The organism is Streptomyces sp. NPDC056738 (assembly GCF_042790435.1).
Lineage (GTDB): Bacteria > Actinomycetota > Actinomycetes > Streptomycetales > Streptomycetaceae > Streptomyces.
Genome location: NZ_JBHTZF010000001.1, coordinates 420988 through 436482, shown reverse-complemented (window position 1 = coordinate 436482; position 15495 = coordinate 420988). Strand labels below are relative to the sequence as shown.

Here is a 15495-nt window from a genome sequence, read left to right as displayed (position 1 = left end):
ACCCCCCCCTGACCCCCCCAAAACCCCCACCCCCCCCCCCGGGCCCGCCCCGGCGCCCCCACCCCCCCCGGGCGCCGCGGTCGGTGTGTCAGGACTCGTCGCGCAGGCGGGAGGCCAGTGTCGTCAGCGGTTCGGTCTCCTCCTTGTGGCCCAGGCGGGTCAGCAGGGACACGGCCTTGTCGAGGCGGGTGAGGGCGGGGGAGACGCGTTCCAGGTAGAGGCCCTCCACGGCACCCGCGAAGCGGACGCACTCGGCCCACTCTCCGGCCCGGTCGTCCTCCGGTCCGGGCTCGCCGAGGAGGGCGAGGGCCTTCTCCAGCGCGGCCAGGGCGTCCTCGTACTCACCTGCGTACGCGTTGACCCGACCGTGTTCGTAGGCCAGGGCCGAGTCCAGGGAACGTCCCCGGGTCTCGTACTCGGCCTCGCGGGCCTCCTCCGCGATCCGGCCGGCGTCGGCGAGGAAGACGAGGGCGTCGGTCAGGCCCTCCTCCCCGTGCTGCTGAGCCTGCTGGCGGGCGAGTTCGCGCAGACAACTGCTGAGCTGCTCGTAACGGGGTGCCCGCGCGTGAGCGGCCAGCGCCTGGTCCACGGCTTCGCGCGCCCGGCCGAACTCGCCGGACTCGCCCAGCAGTACGGCCGCCTCGGCGGCGATCATGGCGTGACTCCCCGGATCGTCCTCCCATTCGGCCGACTCGGCCGCGAGGGCGACGAGTTCGGCCGTGGCGGCCTTGAGGTCCTCACCCGCGTGCAGGGCCCGGGCCCGGGTCAGACGGAGCTGGGCCAGCAGACGGTCGTCCAACTCGCCCGCCTTGACGTCCGCTTCGGACAAAAGGGAGTCGAGCAGGGCGATGCAGTCCTCGACACGGCCCATGTCGAGGCTGAGCTGGGCCGCGTTGCTGTAGGTGCAGAACGCCTCCGTGCGGCTGCCGTCACGGAGGTCCAGTTCCGCCGACCGCGTCAGATGGCGCAGTGCCTCGTCGGGTCGGCCCAGGTGCATGCACACCTCGGCCAGGTCACTCTGGAGGCGGCTGGTGTCGACCGCCGCGGCCGGCCAGTCGGCGGCCAGCCGCAGCCCCTCCGTCAGGCTCGCGTACGCGGCTTCCGCGTCCCGCAGGCCGAGGTGGAGCCGGGCCCGCAGGCCGAGTGCGCGGGGCAGGTGCCAGGCGGGGCCGTGGGCCTTCAGCCGGCCGAGGAGGTCGTCGACTCCGGCGGCCGCGGTGGGCAGGTCGCCGGCGAGGGCGTGCGTGCCGGCCTTCAGCAGCAGTCCGCCGGAGATCTGCCCGACGATGTCGTGCCGCGTGGCGAACGCCAGCAGCAGGTCCGCCTCGGCGAAGACCGGCGCGGCGTCCTCCGGGTTCCCCGAGGTCTGCAGGCGCAGCCCGAGCACGGTGGCCCGCAGCCGCAGCAGACGGGCCTCGTGCACCGGCTTGAGACCGCTGGTCGCCTCGTGCAGGGCGACGATGGACGCGTGGGCGGCGGTCAGTGCCGCGGCCTTCGCCTCGGCCCCGTCGTCGACACCGCCCGCCGCGGCGAGCAGGGCGCAGGCGCGGGCGAGTGCCGCTCGATCCGGCGCACCGGCGTCCTCGTACAGGCCCGTGGCCTCCTCGTACAGCGTCTGGGCGGTGGCGAAATCGTCCTTGTCGCCCGCCCGGCTCGCCTCGTCGTCCAGCAGGTCCGCGCGCAGCCGTACGAGGGAACCCACCTCCGGATCCTCGGGGTGGACGTAGTCGTGGGCGGCCGCGAGCGTGCGCAGCCGGGCCCAGACGGCGGTTGAGTCCGGGTGGCCCAGGTCGTCCAACTCCCGTGCCCGGAGGATCAGTTCAGCGACCGATTCGGGTACGGCGGCGGTCGTACGGGCCGGGGGCGCGGCGACCGGGACGGCGGTGGCCAGGTCGTCGAGGCTGCGCGGGCGCAGGGTCAGCTCCAACGCGTCCAGGAGCGGGGCGCGTTCGACGCGGACCTTACGGCGGTCGCCGTGGGCGGAGGTTCCGTTGCGGGCGTCGAAACGGGCGGCGAGGTCGTCGGCGCGGTCCGCCACCTCGGCACGCAGGCCGGCCACCGTCCAGGCGCGGCCCGCGAATCCGGCGGCGGGCAGCTCGCCGTGGCCCAGGTGCTCGACCCGACGGAGGAGAACCTCCACGCCGGTGAGGAAGTCGAGCATGTCGCGCGGCGACTCCACCTCGTCGAAAAGGCCCCGGTTCTCGGCGAGCAGTTCCAGACCGCGCGCCTCGTTGCCGGTCAGCGCGCAGAACTCGAGGTGACGGCCGACCTCCCCGGCCATCGAGGGGTTGCGGCGGCAGGCGCGGTAGCCCGCGAGGTGCAGTTCGACGGCCCGGTCGGCGGCGCCGGTGCGCAGCAGGGGCAGCAGGGCGTGCGAGATGGAACGCGCCGGCTCCTCCTGGCAGGAGTCCTTCCCGGCCAGGACGGGCTCCCAGACGCGCAGGGCCCGCTCGTCGTCGCCCGCCGCGAGGTGGTGGAGGGCGCGTTCGCAGATCTCGCAGGCCTCGCAGTCGCTGAGCCGGGTACGGGGGCGCCCCGCCCACAGTTCGAAGGCGAGCGCGGTGTCCTCACCGGTGTGCGCCGCGAGTTGGTACGCCTGCCCGTAGTAGGGCTGGAGACCGAGGCCGGCCTTCTCGTACCTGTCGCGCATCTCCGTCTGCCACTGACGCAGGCTGGCCAGCGGTATCTCGGGCAGCGCGAGCAGCGCGTTGGCCACCCACTTGAACCGCCAGAACAGCAGGTGGCGCAGGCGCTCGTCGAAGACGTCGGGCTGCTCGTCGAACAGGGTGAGCAGGCGGGCGAAGACGACGGGCGACTTCCGGGGCTCGGAGCCGTAGGTGTACGCCTCCTGGAGTTCGAGGAGTGCGCGAATGAGCGGTACGGGCTCGGCGAACTGCTCGGCCGCCTCGACGAGTTCCTCGGCGGTGACGGTGCGGGTGCGGCCGTAGGGGCGGCGGTCGTTCTCCTGGAGCGCCTGGAGCAGCTCGTCGGTGTTCTGGGGTGTGGTCGGCATCGTCAGCTGTCCTTGCGGAGGGCGTGGGCGAGGAGGTCGAGGAAGGAACGGTTGATGAGGCTCGACTCGGCGGGCCTGAGCGGACGCCGGGACAGCATCGCGGCCTGACCGTAGAGGGCCTCGGCGCTGGTGCGGGCCAGTTCGGGCTCGGTGATGGTGACGGCCGTGCGCACCAGCGGGTTGAGCTGGTTGAGGATGAGCTGGGCCCGCGGAGCCTCCTGGCGCAGGGCGCCGAGGATGTCGCCCCACACGCCGCCCTCCTGTTCACGGGCGAGCTGGGAGCGGGTGCGCTCGTGCCGGGCCTCGCGGCTGTCGACGAGGAGGGCGGGGGCGGAAGCGGGCTGGAAGGCGCGCAGGGCGACGTCGCAGTCGAAGACGGCGAGGGCGTCGCGGGCCTGGGCGAGGTAGGCCGCGGCGGCCAGTTCCGTCTCCCGGTCGACGGGGTCGAGGTGCGCGGTCAGGGTCGCCGGATCGAGGTCCGCGACACTCGCCTCGGGCCTGATCTCCGGCAGCCGGTGCACGAGTTCACGGTCGTAGGTGTAGCCGCCGTTGACGACCCCGAGCCCGGCGGCCGAGGCGATCGCGGCGACCTGCCGGAACTCCTCGACGCTCGACGTCACGAGCACCGTACGGTGGGTGCGGGCGAACTCGTCGAGTGTGGCGTGCCCGTCGGTGGTCTCGAACGGCAGCCAGGGCAGCAGCATCCGCAGGATCTCGTCGTCGTGCACCGCGAGCGACTTGACGGCCAGGTGGTGCACCTGGAGGAAGCGGGCGAGCAGATCCGGGTCGCTGGCGGCGGCCCGCGCGATCCAGTCCCGCAGCCGTTCGGCGAGCGCGTCGCGGACGGCGGCGAGGGTGTCGTCCTCGTACAGGGACTCGCGGGACGCCGTCGGGCGCAGGCTCTCGGCGTCCACGACACAGCGGACGAAGAACGCCCACTCGGGCAGGATCTCCTCGGCCTGCTCGGACAGCAGCATGCCCTTGACGTGCACGCGGTGGCCGTGGCGGCGCCCGGCCGGCACCGTCTCGGGCAGCACGCAGGCGATGCCCTTCAGACCCACGGCCGGCAGGTCCAGCTCGATCGTGTCCAGCGGCTTGAACCCGAGGACGTCCTCGCCGTACGCGGCCAGGGCACGCGAACGGGCTCCCGGCGTGGGGTACGTGACCGCCCAGGGCGCGGGGTCGGGGTTGACCGGCGCGGGTGTGCCGCCCGTCGTGTCGGTGAACGTCACCGGGTGGCGCAGCAGCGAGCCGAAGTGCCGGGCCAGCGCCTGGACCTGGAGCGGCCGGGTCCACTCGCCGGCGTCGGCGCGCGGCGTGAGGGTGACGGTGGTGCCGGGCCGCGGGCGGGCGGACGCGGGCAGCGTACGGACGGTGTAGCTGCCGTCGCCGCGGCCCCGCCACTCCACGGCGGGCGCGTCCGGGGTACGGGCGGAGCGGCTGAGGACATGGATCTCGTCCGCGACCAGGAAGCAGGACAGCAGCCCGATGCCGAACTGACCGATGAAATCACCGCGCTGCTCGGCGATCTTCTCGGCGCGCTTGCTGCTGCGGCCGATCGTGGCGAGGAAGGTGTGCACATCGGCCTCGGTCAGACCGACACCGTCGTCCTCGACACGTACGACCGAACCGTCGGCGTACAGACGGATGCCGAAGGCGTCGGTGGAGGCGCCCGGTTCGAGGGCGTGCCGGGCGGTCAGCGCGTCCACCGCGTTCTGGAGGAGTTCACGCAGATAGACGCGGGGGCTGGAGTAGAGGTGGTGGGAGAGGAGGTCGACGAGGCCCCGCAGATCCACTTGGAAGGTGCGGTCGTCGCCCGCCGGGGTCGCGGCGGTGTCGGGCAGTGTCATCGGGCAGTCCGGAGGGGGAGTAGAAACGGGGTGTCGGGACCGGCGTGCGCGCGGGTACGGCGGTGACGGCAGGCGTCGTGTGTGCTCACGCGGCGGTGATGGCGCTGGTGGTGCGGGCTCGGGCGGGGCGGCGGTGACCGGCGTGCCGGGCGCTCGGGCGCGGCCGTGACGGCGGGAGCGCCGGTCGCTCAGGCGCGGCGATGGTGGCGGGCGAACTGCTTCTCGGGATCCCCGAAGTACGCCCACGGCCAGCTCGTGTACGCGCCGTCGAGGGCCTGGAAGACACGGCGGACCGTGTGACGCTCACCGGCCAGCGACAGGGCCATCGCGAACATGTTGAAGTCCTGCTGCCAGCCCGGGTGTCGCACGTATGCCGGGTGGAGGATGCTGTGGTCGGCCGCCTTGCGCAGCTCGGCCTGGATCGCCGCGGTTTCGAGACAGTCCGCGCGCTCCGACTCGACCCAGTCCTCGATGTGCGCCATGGCGATCACACAGCCGAGGGGGTGCCCCTGCGGTGCGCGGCCGAGCGCCTCCCGGGCGAACGCCAGGGCCTGGCCCGGTTCGCCGCCCCAGCGGGGCTGCAACTGGGACACCCACTCGACGTGGGTCGCCAGATCCAGCGGGTCGCGGCGCAGAGCCGCGTCGAGCCGGGCCTCCTTCACGCTCGACGGCAAGGACATGCCGCGCGCGGAGGTGAGCAGACGGCGCCACGGGGTGATCCACTCCGGCCGCAGCTCGGCGGCCTCCAGCAGGTGCTCCTCGCCGATCAGGAGCCGCTCGCGGAAGACACGCCACTGCTCCTGCGTCACGTTCACGGCGCGCGCACTCGTCCGTGCCTCCCAGCCCCAGGCTATGTGGCGCGTCCCGGATATCAGCAGGGCCGTCGCCCGGTGCTCCTTGTCCTCCTCGACGGCCCGGACGATCCAGTCCTGCACACCGTCCAGCTCGGCGAGCTCGGCGAGCACCATGTGGTCGCGGCCGGGATCGAACGGGGCCAGCGCGGCCTTGACCGCCTCCCAGTCACCCGCGTCGGCCGCCTCCACCAGCGCGAGCACCCGTACGTCCCCGAGCGCGCGCAGCGTGTACATCCCGTTCTTGCCCCTGCGCGACACCGGAAGCGCGTGCGGATCCGTCGCCGGTCTCTCCGCGTCCTTGCCGAACAGCTTGCCCCACATGCCGCACCCTCCCCTGGTCCTTCATGATCGTCCGGTGCAGCATAAGCGGACTCACTGACACCAGGGCCATAGAGTTTTCCGGGACTGAGTCGTCCGCGAGCCGTCGGCCCTCGGCGTCACCGTTCCCGGATGCGCCACCACCACCAGCGTCCGGCCGTCCACGCGCAGGCCGGGCCCGGATCCGGAACGGTGCGTCGTTCGAACTCCGCGTCGATCCGCGCGACCAGCCGGCCGAGATCGGCCCGGGCCCCCTTCGGCAGATACCGCAGGGCCACTTCCAGGTCGTCCCGGCCGTCCTCGATCTCGATGCCGGGACTCTCACCGGGTCCGGTCAGATACCGTCCCGGCTGCTTGAACGCCCGCTCGAACCGATCGAGAGCGACGGCCACGGCGTCCGGGTGCAGGTAGAGGGCCTCAACGCGTCGCACGGCGGCCCGAGTCCGAGCGGACACACCGGGGATTCGGAGGACGGACACGTGCCGGGCCGGCCGCCACCGCTCGTCACGGACGGCCTTGGGACGCCTACGCGGCATCGCCCTTTCGGATCAGAACCATGCCGGCATTCTGCCACGGCCTCACCCCGACGAGCCTTGCGCGAGCGCGAATTCTCAGGTGGCCCAAGGCAGGCGTACGGCCTCGAGATCCGTGTCGTCGAGGAGCGCTTCGACGAGTTCCACGGGCCCGGCCACCTTGGTGGCCCACAGATCGTAGTCCGTGCAGACGATCCAGGACCGGTCCCGGGACCAGAGATTGGACGGGCTCCAGTGATCTTCCTCGGGGTGGTCGTACAGCACTTTCGCGTCCTCGAGCGTCCCGGTGCGGATGTGCAGGTTCTCGAGGTCCTCGGCCCCGTGCAGCAGCGGGCTGTAGTAGGCGAAGCAGGGCGTGTCGGCGCCCAGCGGGCTGTGCGCGGTGAGGACATCGATCAGTCGGTTCCAGTCGGCTCGGTCCAGACAGCCTTCGGACGGCCCCTGGATCGTGACCGCCCAGCTCCCCGACTTGATGGCGGGGAAGGACGTGTGACACGGAAAGCGCCCCTCGGGCACCACCGGATCACCGATCCGCGATGCGAGTTCGTGCCATCGAAGCCTGTGCCAACGCGGTCCGGGGTGCTCACCCGCGACACCGTCGAGTACGTCGGCCGGGTCGAGGCCCGGGATGATGTCCCTCTGGCCCATCAGCGCGGCCCGGTGATACTCGGCGAACGACATGTCGACCGGCCCGAGCTCGTGCTCGTGCATGGAGTGCAGTACCCAGGCCGCGTCGGGCGACGCCGGCGGCATGAACCCGGTGAGGCCGTCGTCGGCGGTCAGCTCGCGCAGCCAATCGGCCTCTTGCGACTCGGCGAAGGGCCACCGTGCGGCCGCCCGTGCCGCGGCTGTCTCGTACATTCGTCCAGGATCGCACCCGTGCCGACAGCCGTGCGGCTTGGTCGGTTTCGCGTAGCGGTCGCGGGTCGGGCCGAGCATCGCCATCACGGCGGCCAGGTGGTCGGGCATGAGGTCCTCGCCGTGGCGCCCGTACGGTCCGCGCGCCGGACAGTGGCGCGGGGACCGCACGTCACGTAGTACCCACGAAGCCCGGCGCACGCCGGGAGTCAAGACCGGTCGGCCCTGTCAGGTGCTTCAGCCGCGCCGGGCCATCTCCTCCGCGTCGCCCTCCTCGAAACCCCTCCCGGCGGTCGGCGCCGTCCGTTCCGGTTCCGGGTGGGCCCGGCGTACGCGTTGGTCGGCGATGGCCAGCAGGAGGGCGATCGCGCTCATTCCGACCGCGGTCAGCAGCCCTAGCTGAATCGCCGTCACCGAACGCCCGTGGCTGGCCTGGTGGGCGAAGTACACCGCGCCGACCACGGCGATCCCGGCCGCCGAGCCGATGCGCTGGCCCGTCTGGAGCACCCCGCCCGCCGCACCGGCGCGCTGCACGGGGACGCGGGTGAGCGTCAGCGTCGTGTTGGGGGACACCGTGAGGCCCGAGCCGATCCCGCCGACGACCATGGGCAGGGCCGTCGCCCACCCGACGCTCTCCAGCGGCACCAACTGCACCGCCACGACCACCCCGAGCAGTCCCACGACCACCAGGAGCAGGCCGAAGACGACCAGCTTGCGGCCGTGCCGCATCACCAGCCGGCCCCCGATGGCCGCACCGACCGCGGACGCCGCCGCGAAGGGCAGCACCGAGACACCGGCGGCCAGCGCGCTGTACCCGGCCGTGTTCTGCAGGAACAGGGAGTAGACGAAGAAGACCGTGGTGAAGCCCGCGAAGTAGGTGAGGCTGATCAGGGAACCGAGCGTGAAGGAGCGCAGGGCGAACAGGTCCAGATCGACCAGCGGCGCCCGCCCGCGCAGCTTCTGGCGCCGTTCCCACGCCCAGAACGCGATCAGCAGGAGCGCGCCCACCGGCAGCAGAGCCCACTTCAGCCGCCCGGTCCACTGCTGCTCCTGGACCAGCGGCAGCATGAGCGCGAGCACGGCCGTGCCGAGGAGCAGCACACCGAAGGGGTCGAACTCCTCCCGCCTGCCCGTCGCCGGGAACCGGGGCAGCAGTCGCAGGCCCGCGACGAACGCGGCCACTCCGATGGGCAGATTGACGAAGAACACCCAGCGCCATCCGTCGTCGGTGCCCACGGCGTCGATCAGCACACCGCCCACGAGCGGGCCGGCCGCCGTCGAGACCCCGATGACACTGCCCAGCAGGCCGAACGCCTTGGCCCGTTCCGCCCCCTGGAACATCTGCTGGATCAGCCCCGAGGTCTGGGGGGCGACCATGCCCGCCGCCGCGCCCTGGACGAGCCGGAACACCACCAGCCAGGAGGCGCTGGGAGCGAGGCCGCACGCCCACGAGGACAGCGTGAACAGGGCCAGCCCGGCCAGGAACGCCTGGCGTCGCCCCCGCATGTCGCCCAGCCGGCCCGCCGGGACGAGCACCAGCCCGAACGTCAGCGCGTAGCCGGAGACCACCCAGGACTGGGCGGCCTCCGAGGCGGCGAGCCCGTGCTCCATCGAGGGCAGGGCCACATTCACGATCGAGGTGTCGAGCAGGGAGATGAAGCCCGCCGTCAGACAGACGGCGAGCGCCTTCCACCGCCGTTGGTCGGGGGCGGGCGGGGCTTGGACAGTGGTCATGGGGTCACGCTAAGCAGCCACCCCGCCCAACTGATGGAAGGAGCCGTTCCGCGCGCGTCGGAGCCGTGCCCTGGCTGCCAGGGCGGGCTGGGCACGGCCGGGCACGGAGGGGCCACGCTCTGCGCCGTACGCGCGGCTCCTCAGCTCAGGAACAACGCCGCCCCGTCCCGCCTGCTCCTCCGCGCCCGCAGAGCCAGTACGGTCAGCGCCGCCGCCAGCCAGCACGCGCCGATCAGCGTCTCCCAGCCGGCCAGCGCGGCGGTGTGCGCGTCGGCCTCGCCGTCCAGTACCTCCCGGATCGCCAGCAAGCCGTGGGTGAGGGGGAGTACTTGGCCGAACCCGGCGAGGGCGGGCCCGACGGCGTCCGAGGGCACCTCCGGTCCGCACACGATCAGCATCACCGCGAACGCCGCGTTGGACACGACATTGCGCAGGTCGACGGCGGTCAGCACCAGGGACCCGAGGAAGAGGCCCAGGCAGTAACTCGTCACCGCGACAAGGATCAGCAGGGCGGAGAGGAGAGCCACCGATGCGATGCTCAGGCTCAGCCCCGCCACCGGACCGAGGAGAACGACGGCGCCCAGTCCGCAGGCCACCCCGTCCGGAAGCCAGAAGAGACTGCGTCCGACCAGGACGAGCGCGGGGCTGCTGGGCGAGGCGACCAGCAGCGGCAGGGTGCCGTTCTGGAGTTCCCAGGTGGTGGACGCGGTCGCGAACATGCCGTGCAGCGCGACGAGTGCCACCGCGTTGCCGACCAGGAGGTACCGGGCCTGCCCCGGTCCGAGGAGGTTGCCGATGGTGGCGAAGAACAGGACCTGGGCGAGCATCCGGACGAACCAGCCGAGCAGCCAGGTCTTCCAGGTGAACACGGTGCCGTAGTCGGCGGCGCCGGCGCGCGCCGCCCAGCCCAGCACCCGTGTGCGGCGGCCCGTCAGGACGGTGTCGGCGGTGCGGCTCATCGCAGCCCCACCGTCCCGTTCTCGCGTACGAGCCGTACGACCCTGCCGAGCAGGAGCCATCCACCGGCGCCGGTGAGGAGGCCGAGGCCGAGGACGACGCCGGTGCGCCAGGCGACGGAGGTGACCGCCGCCGGGCCGAGTGCGTCGCGCAGCAGGTCGGAGCTCCAGGAGAGATAGATGAGGCGGCCGACGGGATGGGTCCACTCCGGCAGCCGGTCGAGCGGCGTGAACACGCCGCCGAGCAGCAGGACGGGGTAGCTCAGGGAGTTCTGGAAGGTGCGGGCCGTCCGGGTCGCGACGAACAGGGCGGCCATCAGGGTGGCGGTGCCCGCGGTGGCGACGGCGGTGGCCAGAAGCGCCACGGCGAACACGCCGGGATGCGGTACGTGGGGGACGGTGCCGAAGCCGAGGATCGCGACGGCCGCGACCTCCAGCACGGTCAGGAGGCTGATCGCGGTGCTCACCCAGACCCGGCTGAGGACGACCCGGGCGAAGTCGACCGGCGCGGCGATCTGGAGCTCCAGCGTGCCGAGCCAGCGGTCGTTGTCCACGACCTCCCCGGAGATCAGCATGGCCATGCTCCACACACCCATCAGCACGGGGGCGAGCAGACCGTTGGCGAGGAGGTCGGGGCGCTCGTTGTGCCGGATCAGGAGCAGGAACACGGCGGCGAGCAGCGGCGTACGCACCAGGTCGATGAGGTAGTCGCGGTGGGTGAGCACCAGGCGTCCCTGGAACCTGCCTGCCGCCGCGAGCAGACTCACCGGTTCACCACGCTGCGCGTCTCGTTGCGGTGTACGAGATGGAGGTAGACCTCCTCGAGGCCGGGCAGTTCGGTGCGGACCTCGGTCACACCCCGCTCGACGACGAAGGCGAGCACACGGCCCACGGCTTCCTTGTCCTCCACCGTGACGAGTGTGGTCCCGTCGTCGGCGGGTTCCGTGCCGAGAACCCCCGGGAGCGCGCGCACCTCGGCGACGAGGGCTTCCTCGGCCCGGATGCGTACCCGATCCTGGCGCGCGACGAGGCGGGCGAGCGTCCTCGGCGCCTCCGCGGCGACCACCCGCCCGTGGTTGATCATGGTGACGCGGTCGCAGAGCACTTCGGCCTCGGACAGGTCGTGCGTGGCGAGCAGCACGGTCCGTCCCTCGCCCGCGAGCCGCCGGACGAGTTCGCGCAACTGCCGTGCGGCCAGCGGGTCCAGGCCGTTGGTGGGCTCGTCGAGGAGCAGGACGCGGGGGTCGCCGATGATGCCGCGCGCGAGGTGGAGCCGTTGGCGCATGCCCACGGAGAAGGTCTCCACCCGGTCGTCGGCGCGCTCGGCGAGCCCGAGTTCGTCGAGCAGCGCGTCGGTCCGGGCGACGCCGTCGCGGGTGGTCAGGCCGTACAAAGCGGCCCAGTAGCGCAGATTTTGACGTGCCGTCAGGCGTGGATAGAGGCCGCGTTCACCGCCGAACACGATGCCGAGCAGGGGCCGGATCCGACGGTGTTCGGTCGCGAGATCGAAACCGAGCACGCGGCCGGTGCCCGAGGTCGGCAGCAGTACCGTGGAGAGAATCTTCATCAGGGTGCTCTTGCCCGCCCCGTTGGGGCCGAGCAGACCGTGCACCTCACCCCGCTCCACGGTGACGGAGACGTCGTCGAGCGCGACGACGGCCGGACCACGCCGTGTGCGGTACTCCCGCCGCAACCCGTACGTCTCCACAGCCGGTTCGCCGTCGCCCGGCCGGGCGACGTCACCCCCGCCGTTTCCGCTGTCCGTCATCACGCTCCCGTTCTCGTGGGGGGTCGTCGGACCGGTGTCCGCCGACCGGCGCGGAAGGATCACGTGTCGGGCCCTGCCGGGGCCGGGCCGGACTCCTCGGTGGCCCCACCGCCCGCGGCCACCTCGTCCAGCCACTCCTGCCGGGCGGGTCCGGACACGAGCAAGAACGAGCCGAGCGGGGTCCGTGCGACGAGATGACGCCCGACGTCGTCCAGGCGCAGCCGGTCCGTCGGTTCGTCCTCCAGAGGTACGCCGAACAGGGGCAGCCCCGCGCCGAGCAGCCGCCTGGCACCGATGGCGCGGTGGGCGAACTCGGAGGCGAGGTACGTGAGGGGGCCGCCGTCGCCCTCGATGCCCGACTGGGCGATCAGCGCGGGCGCGCGGACCGGGCTGCTCCAGCGGGCCGTCGCGTGGGCCGCCCGCCGCAGCCGGGCGCGTGCTGCGGCCCCGCGGGTGTGCGGCAGTGTCACGGCGGGCCGCCAGCCCAGCCGGGCCACGGCGCGCAGGGCCTCCCGCCACTCCGGCCACAGACCTGTTCTGGTGAGGTCGGTACGCAACTGCCGTATGCCGGTGTCGTCGAGGTGCTGGAGCAGCAGGGCCAGGTCGAGGAGGTCGCGGCTGCGGAAGGGCCGCTCCCAGCGTTCTGCCACCAGGGTGACCGCGGAGGCGGCCAGGGGGGAGGGGGAGGGGCGGGTGAGCTGCCACGCCGGGGCGCGCACCTCGGTCACGATCTCCGCGGTGAACAGCCCGACGGCGTAGGGGTCGGGAGACGGTTCGGGTGCCGGGCTGAGGAACTCGGCTCCAAGGTGCAGCGGTACGGAGTCGCCGGCCCTGGCGGGGCTCACGGTGAAGGCCCCCAGCTCCCATCCCGTCGCGGCGAGGTGGCGGGCGCAGTCCCACACTTCCGTGTGGCCGGGGCAGAGGACATCGAGATCACCGGCCGCGCGGAGCACTCCCGGCGGATAGAGGGCGGCGATCGTCGTGCCCTTGAGCAGGGAGGCCCCGGGCGCCGCCGTCCGCAGGCGCGACCAAACACCGCGGTAGTGGTCGATACGTTCCTGGTGCAGGCGCAGTTCGGCCGTCTCCGCCTCGGTGAGGGCTTCGCCGTTCCCCGCCCACAGGCTCAGCAGGGTCGCGGCGAGCTTGTGGCGGCTGTCGCGCGCGGTTTCCAGCACGGAGTCGCGCTCAGCCCTGGGCCCGGCACCGAGCAGGGCGAGGACCGTCGCGGCCGATACCTCGACGTTCGTCGCCGTTCCGGTCGGTGCGTCTGTCAACGCCGGCTCCGCCTCCGTGCACGAAGGTGGACGGGGCCCCCGAGCCGGGGTACTCCGCCGAGGTCGAGGAGGAATGCGATCAGGACCGCTGGAGGGCGAACAGGCCCGGATCCGGATCCCGATCGCATTCGACGGACGACTACTTGCCCGGCTTCGGGCGGACCTTGACCTGCTTGAAGGCGACACTCATGGGACCCTCCTTGATGTGGTCGGTCATGGAAAGTAGCCTCAGCGTATTGCTCTCGAATGGTGCATGACAATGATGCAACTTGCTTTGCATACAGCCGACTTGGCGAGCCGTACGGGTGCGGTCCCGGGCCCGGCGCACGAGCGGAATGCCGGAGGAGCATGACCGTCCACACGTGGTTGAGGGCTCCCCTCACTCATGATCCGACAAGGCGCCGCACCTATCCCGACGACGTCTATTTCCGGGAAATGGCGGCATTGCTGGACGGCTGGGAGACGCGAACGGCCGACCGGGCACTGCTGCGGTCGACCTTCGTGATGTTCAAGCCCGACGCGGTCGTCGGGCGGCGGGTCGAGCCCGCCCTGGCCTTCCTGGCGGCGCACGGCTTTGAACCCCTCGGCGCTCTCACCGTACGGGTCGACGCGCGGGTGTGCCGGGAGCTGTGGCGCTACCAGATCAACGCGGCGCCTCTGGCGGTCATCCGGGCCGTGGACATGATTCTCGAGTCGGGACCGCCCTGCCTCTTCGTCGCGCTCCGCGACACCCGGGATCCCGACCGCACCGGGACGAGCGCGGCGGAACGGCTCGCCGAGCTGAAGGGATCATCCAAGAACCGCTCGGTGGACGGCGGTTCACTGCGCGGGGCGCTCGGATGCGAGCTGATGTGCCTGAACTTCCTGCACGCGCCCGATGATCCCGCCGACCTGATCCGCGAGGTGGGCGTCCTGCTGCCTCGCCGGCGGGAACAGGCACTCGCCCTCCTGGCCGCCGACGTGTCGCCGTCCCGGGCGGCCGAACTGGTCACCCTGGCGGGCGAGTTGTACGCGATTCACCCGGCCCACCCCCTCACCCGGTCGGCGCCTTCCGGCACGTCCAACCGGCACGAGCCCGCAGGCGATACCTCGCACCGCCCGGCCGACCCGGGATCGCTGCTGGCGCGGGTGGAACGGCTCGCCCAGGACACGGACGGGCCACCGCTGTGGGACCGCATCGTGATCGCCGCGGAGCTGGTGGAGGGCCTTCCCTCCGAGGGCCGGGCGCTGATCGGGCCACCGCCCGGCACCCGCCTCGGTCATCCCCGCACCGGCAGGCCCGCCGGGCCCCCTGCCGCTGCCGCGGTGGACCACTGAGCACGCGGGCCACCGCCCGGCGGCCGAACGCAACGGTTCCGGCCCCCGGCCTGGACGCACAGTTCGCCCGACCGAGAAGCCCCAGTCACCAGGAGGAACGACCCCGATGACCGACGCCGACGTCGAACTGCACGGTCCCGCGAACGGAGAGGGGCCGCCACGCCGGTACGGGCCGGCGAGCCGCGTCGCCGTGCTCTCCGATGTGCACGCCAACATCCCCGCCTTCGACGCGGTGCTCGCCGAACCGGACGTCGCCGCGGCCGACTTCGTCGTCCTGTGCGGCGATCTGACGTGGGGGCCGCAGCCGCAGGAGACGTACGAACGGATCGTCGGGCTGGGGGAACGCGCCCTGTGCCTGCGGGGGAACGCCGACCGCTACGCCGCGCAGATCGGCACGGCCGCGCGGACCGCCGACACCCCGCGTCAGTCGTGGATCGCCGCACAGCACTCGCCCGAGGCCATCGCCTTCCTCGACCGCCTCCCCTTCGGGCTCGTCGTCGAGATCGACGGGCTCGGACCGGTGCACTTCTGCCACGGTTCGCCGCGCAGTGACCACGAGCTGGTCACGCCGGGGACACCGCCCGAGCGGTTCGCCGAACTGTCGGCGGCCATCGACGCGCGGGTCCTGGTCACCGGACACTCGCATCTCCAGTTCGACCGCTCCGTGGCGGGCCTGCGCAGCGTGAACCCCGGCAGCGTCGGACTGCCGTACCACAGGGGCGAACCGGGCACCGCCTACTGGGCGTTGCTGGGTCCCGACGTCCGGCTCAGGACCACGCGCTACGACGTCGACGACGCCGTCGCGCGTGCCCACCGCGTCGCCGACCCGGACGCGGACCGCTACGCGGACACGCTGATGACAGCGCCCGATCCGGAAAAGATCGTCGTGGAGGCGGAGAAACTGATCTTCGTCAATTGATCGGCAAGGTGTTCGCCGATTCGCAAGTCCACTGATCCATAAGGGTCTGCTCAAGGGCCTGATCCGGCGACGGAATTTCTCGTTCCGTCAAATGCGGGAAA

The 15495-nt window shown here is 72.3% G+C and carries 12 protein-coding genes; 2 read left to right on the top strand and 10 right to left on the bottom strand.

Annotated elements, in window-relative coordinates; genetic code table 11:
- Window positions 1-88: 88 nt before the first annotated feature.
- The 10 genes from ACFRIC_RS01710 to ACFRIC_RS01665 form a co-directional block, all read right to left on the bottom strand.
- Window positions 89-3013 carry a hypothetical protein gene (locus tag ACFRIC_RS01710; protein WP_382778476.1) on the bottom strand — a complete coding sequence of 975 codons (2925 nt, stop codon included), beginning with the start codon at window positions 3011-3013 and terminating at the stop codon, window positions 89-91.
- Window positions 3014-3015: 2 nt separating this feature from the next.
- Window positions 3016-4863, bottom strand: coding sequence for an HSP90 family protein (locus ACFRIC_RS01705; protein WP_382778475.1), 1848 nt, complete (start codon window positions 4861-4863; stop codon window positions 3016-3018).
- Window positions 4864-5051: 188 nt separating this feature from the next.
- Window positions 5052-6038 (bottom strand): hypothetical protein, encoded by a 987-nt coding sequence (locus ACFRIC_RS01700; RefSeq protein ID WP_382778474.1) that lies wholly within the window; start codon window positions 6036-6038, stop codon window positions 5052-5054.
- Window positions 6039-6154: 116 nt separating this feature from the next.
- A complete protein-coding gene (locus ACFRIC_RS01695; RefSeq protein WP_382778473.1) occupies window positions 6155-6466 on the bottom strand; it encodes a hypothetical protein in 312 nt (103 codons plus the stop codon).
- 180 nt (window positions 6467-6646) lie between these two features.
- Entirely contained in the window at window positions 6647-7429 is a 783-nt protein-coding gene (locus tag ACFRIC_RS01690) for a hypothetical protein (protein ID WP_382778472.1), read from the bottom strand.
- Between the two features lie 234 nt (window positions 7430-7663).
- Window positions 7664-9160: an MFS transporter gene (locus ACFRIC_RS01685; protein WP_382778471.1), complete on the bottom strand. Its 1497-nt coding sequence runs from the start codon at window positions 9158-9160 to the stop codon at window positions 7664-7666.
- Between the two features lie 140 nt (window positions 9161-9300).
- Window positions 9301-10119, bottom strand: coding sequence for an ABC transporter permease (locus ACFRIC_RS01680; protein ID WP_382778470.1), 819 nt, complete (start codon window positions 10117-10119; stop codon window positions 9301-9303).
- Complete coding sequence (locus ACFRIC_RS01675; RefSeq protein ID WP_382778469.1) at window positions 10116-10883, bottom strand: ABC transporter permease; 768 nt, start codon at window positions 10881-10883, stop codon at window positions 10116-10118. Before ACFRIC_RS01675 ends, ACFRIC_RS01680 begins: the two co-directional genes overlap by 4 nt.
- Complete coding sequence (locus tag ACFRIC_RS01670; RefSeq protein ID WP_382778468.1) at window positions 10880-11884, bottom strand: ABC transporter ATP-binding protein; 1005 nt, start codon at window positions 11882-11884, stop codon at window positions 10880-10882. The genes ACFRIC_RS01675 and ACFRIC_RS01670 overlap by 4 nt, the downstream gene beginning before the upstream one ends.
- Window positions 11885-11943: 59 nt before the next feature.
- Window positions 11944-13158, bottom strand: coding sequence for a hypothetical protein (locus ACFRIC_RS01665; protein WP_382778467.1), 1215 nt, complete (start codon window positions 13156-13158; stop codon window positions 11944-11946).
- 435 nt (window positions 13159-13593) lie between these two features.
- Between ACFRIC_RS01665 and ACFRIC_RS01660 the strand changes: the two genes are divergently transcribed.
- Both ACFRIC_RS01660 and ACFRIC_RS01655 read left to right on the top strand, forming a co-directional pair.
- Complete coding sequence (locus ACFRIC_RS01660; RefSeq protein WP_382778466.1) at window positions 13594-14475, top strand: nucleoside-diphosphate kinase; 882 nt, start codon at window positions 13594-13596, stop codon at window positions 14473-14475.
- A 106-nt stretch (window positions 14476-14581) separates the two neighbouring features.
- Entirely contained in the window at window positions 14582-15394 is an 813-nt protein-coding gene (locus ACFRIC_RS01655) for a metallophosphoesterase family protein (protein WP_382778465.1), read from the top strand.
- Window positions 15395-15495: the final 101 nt, after the last annotated feature.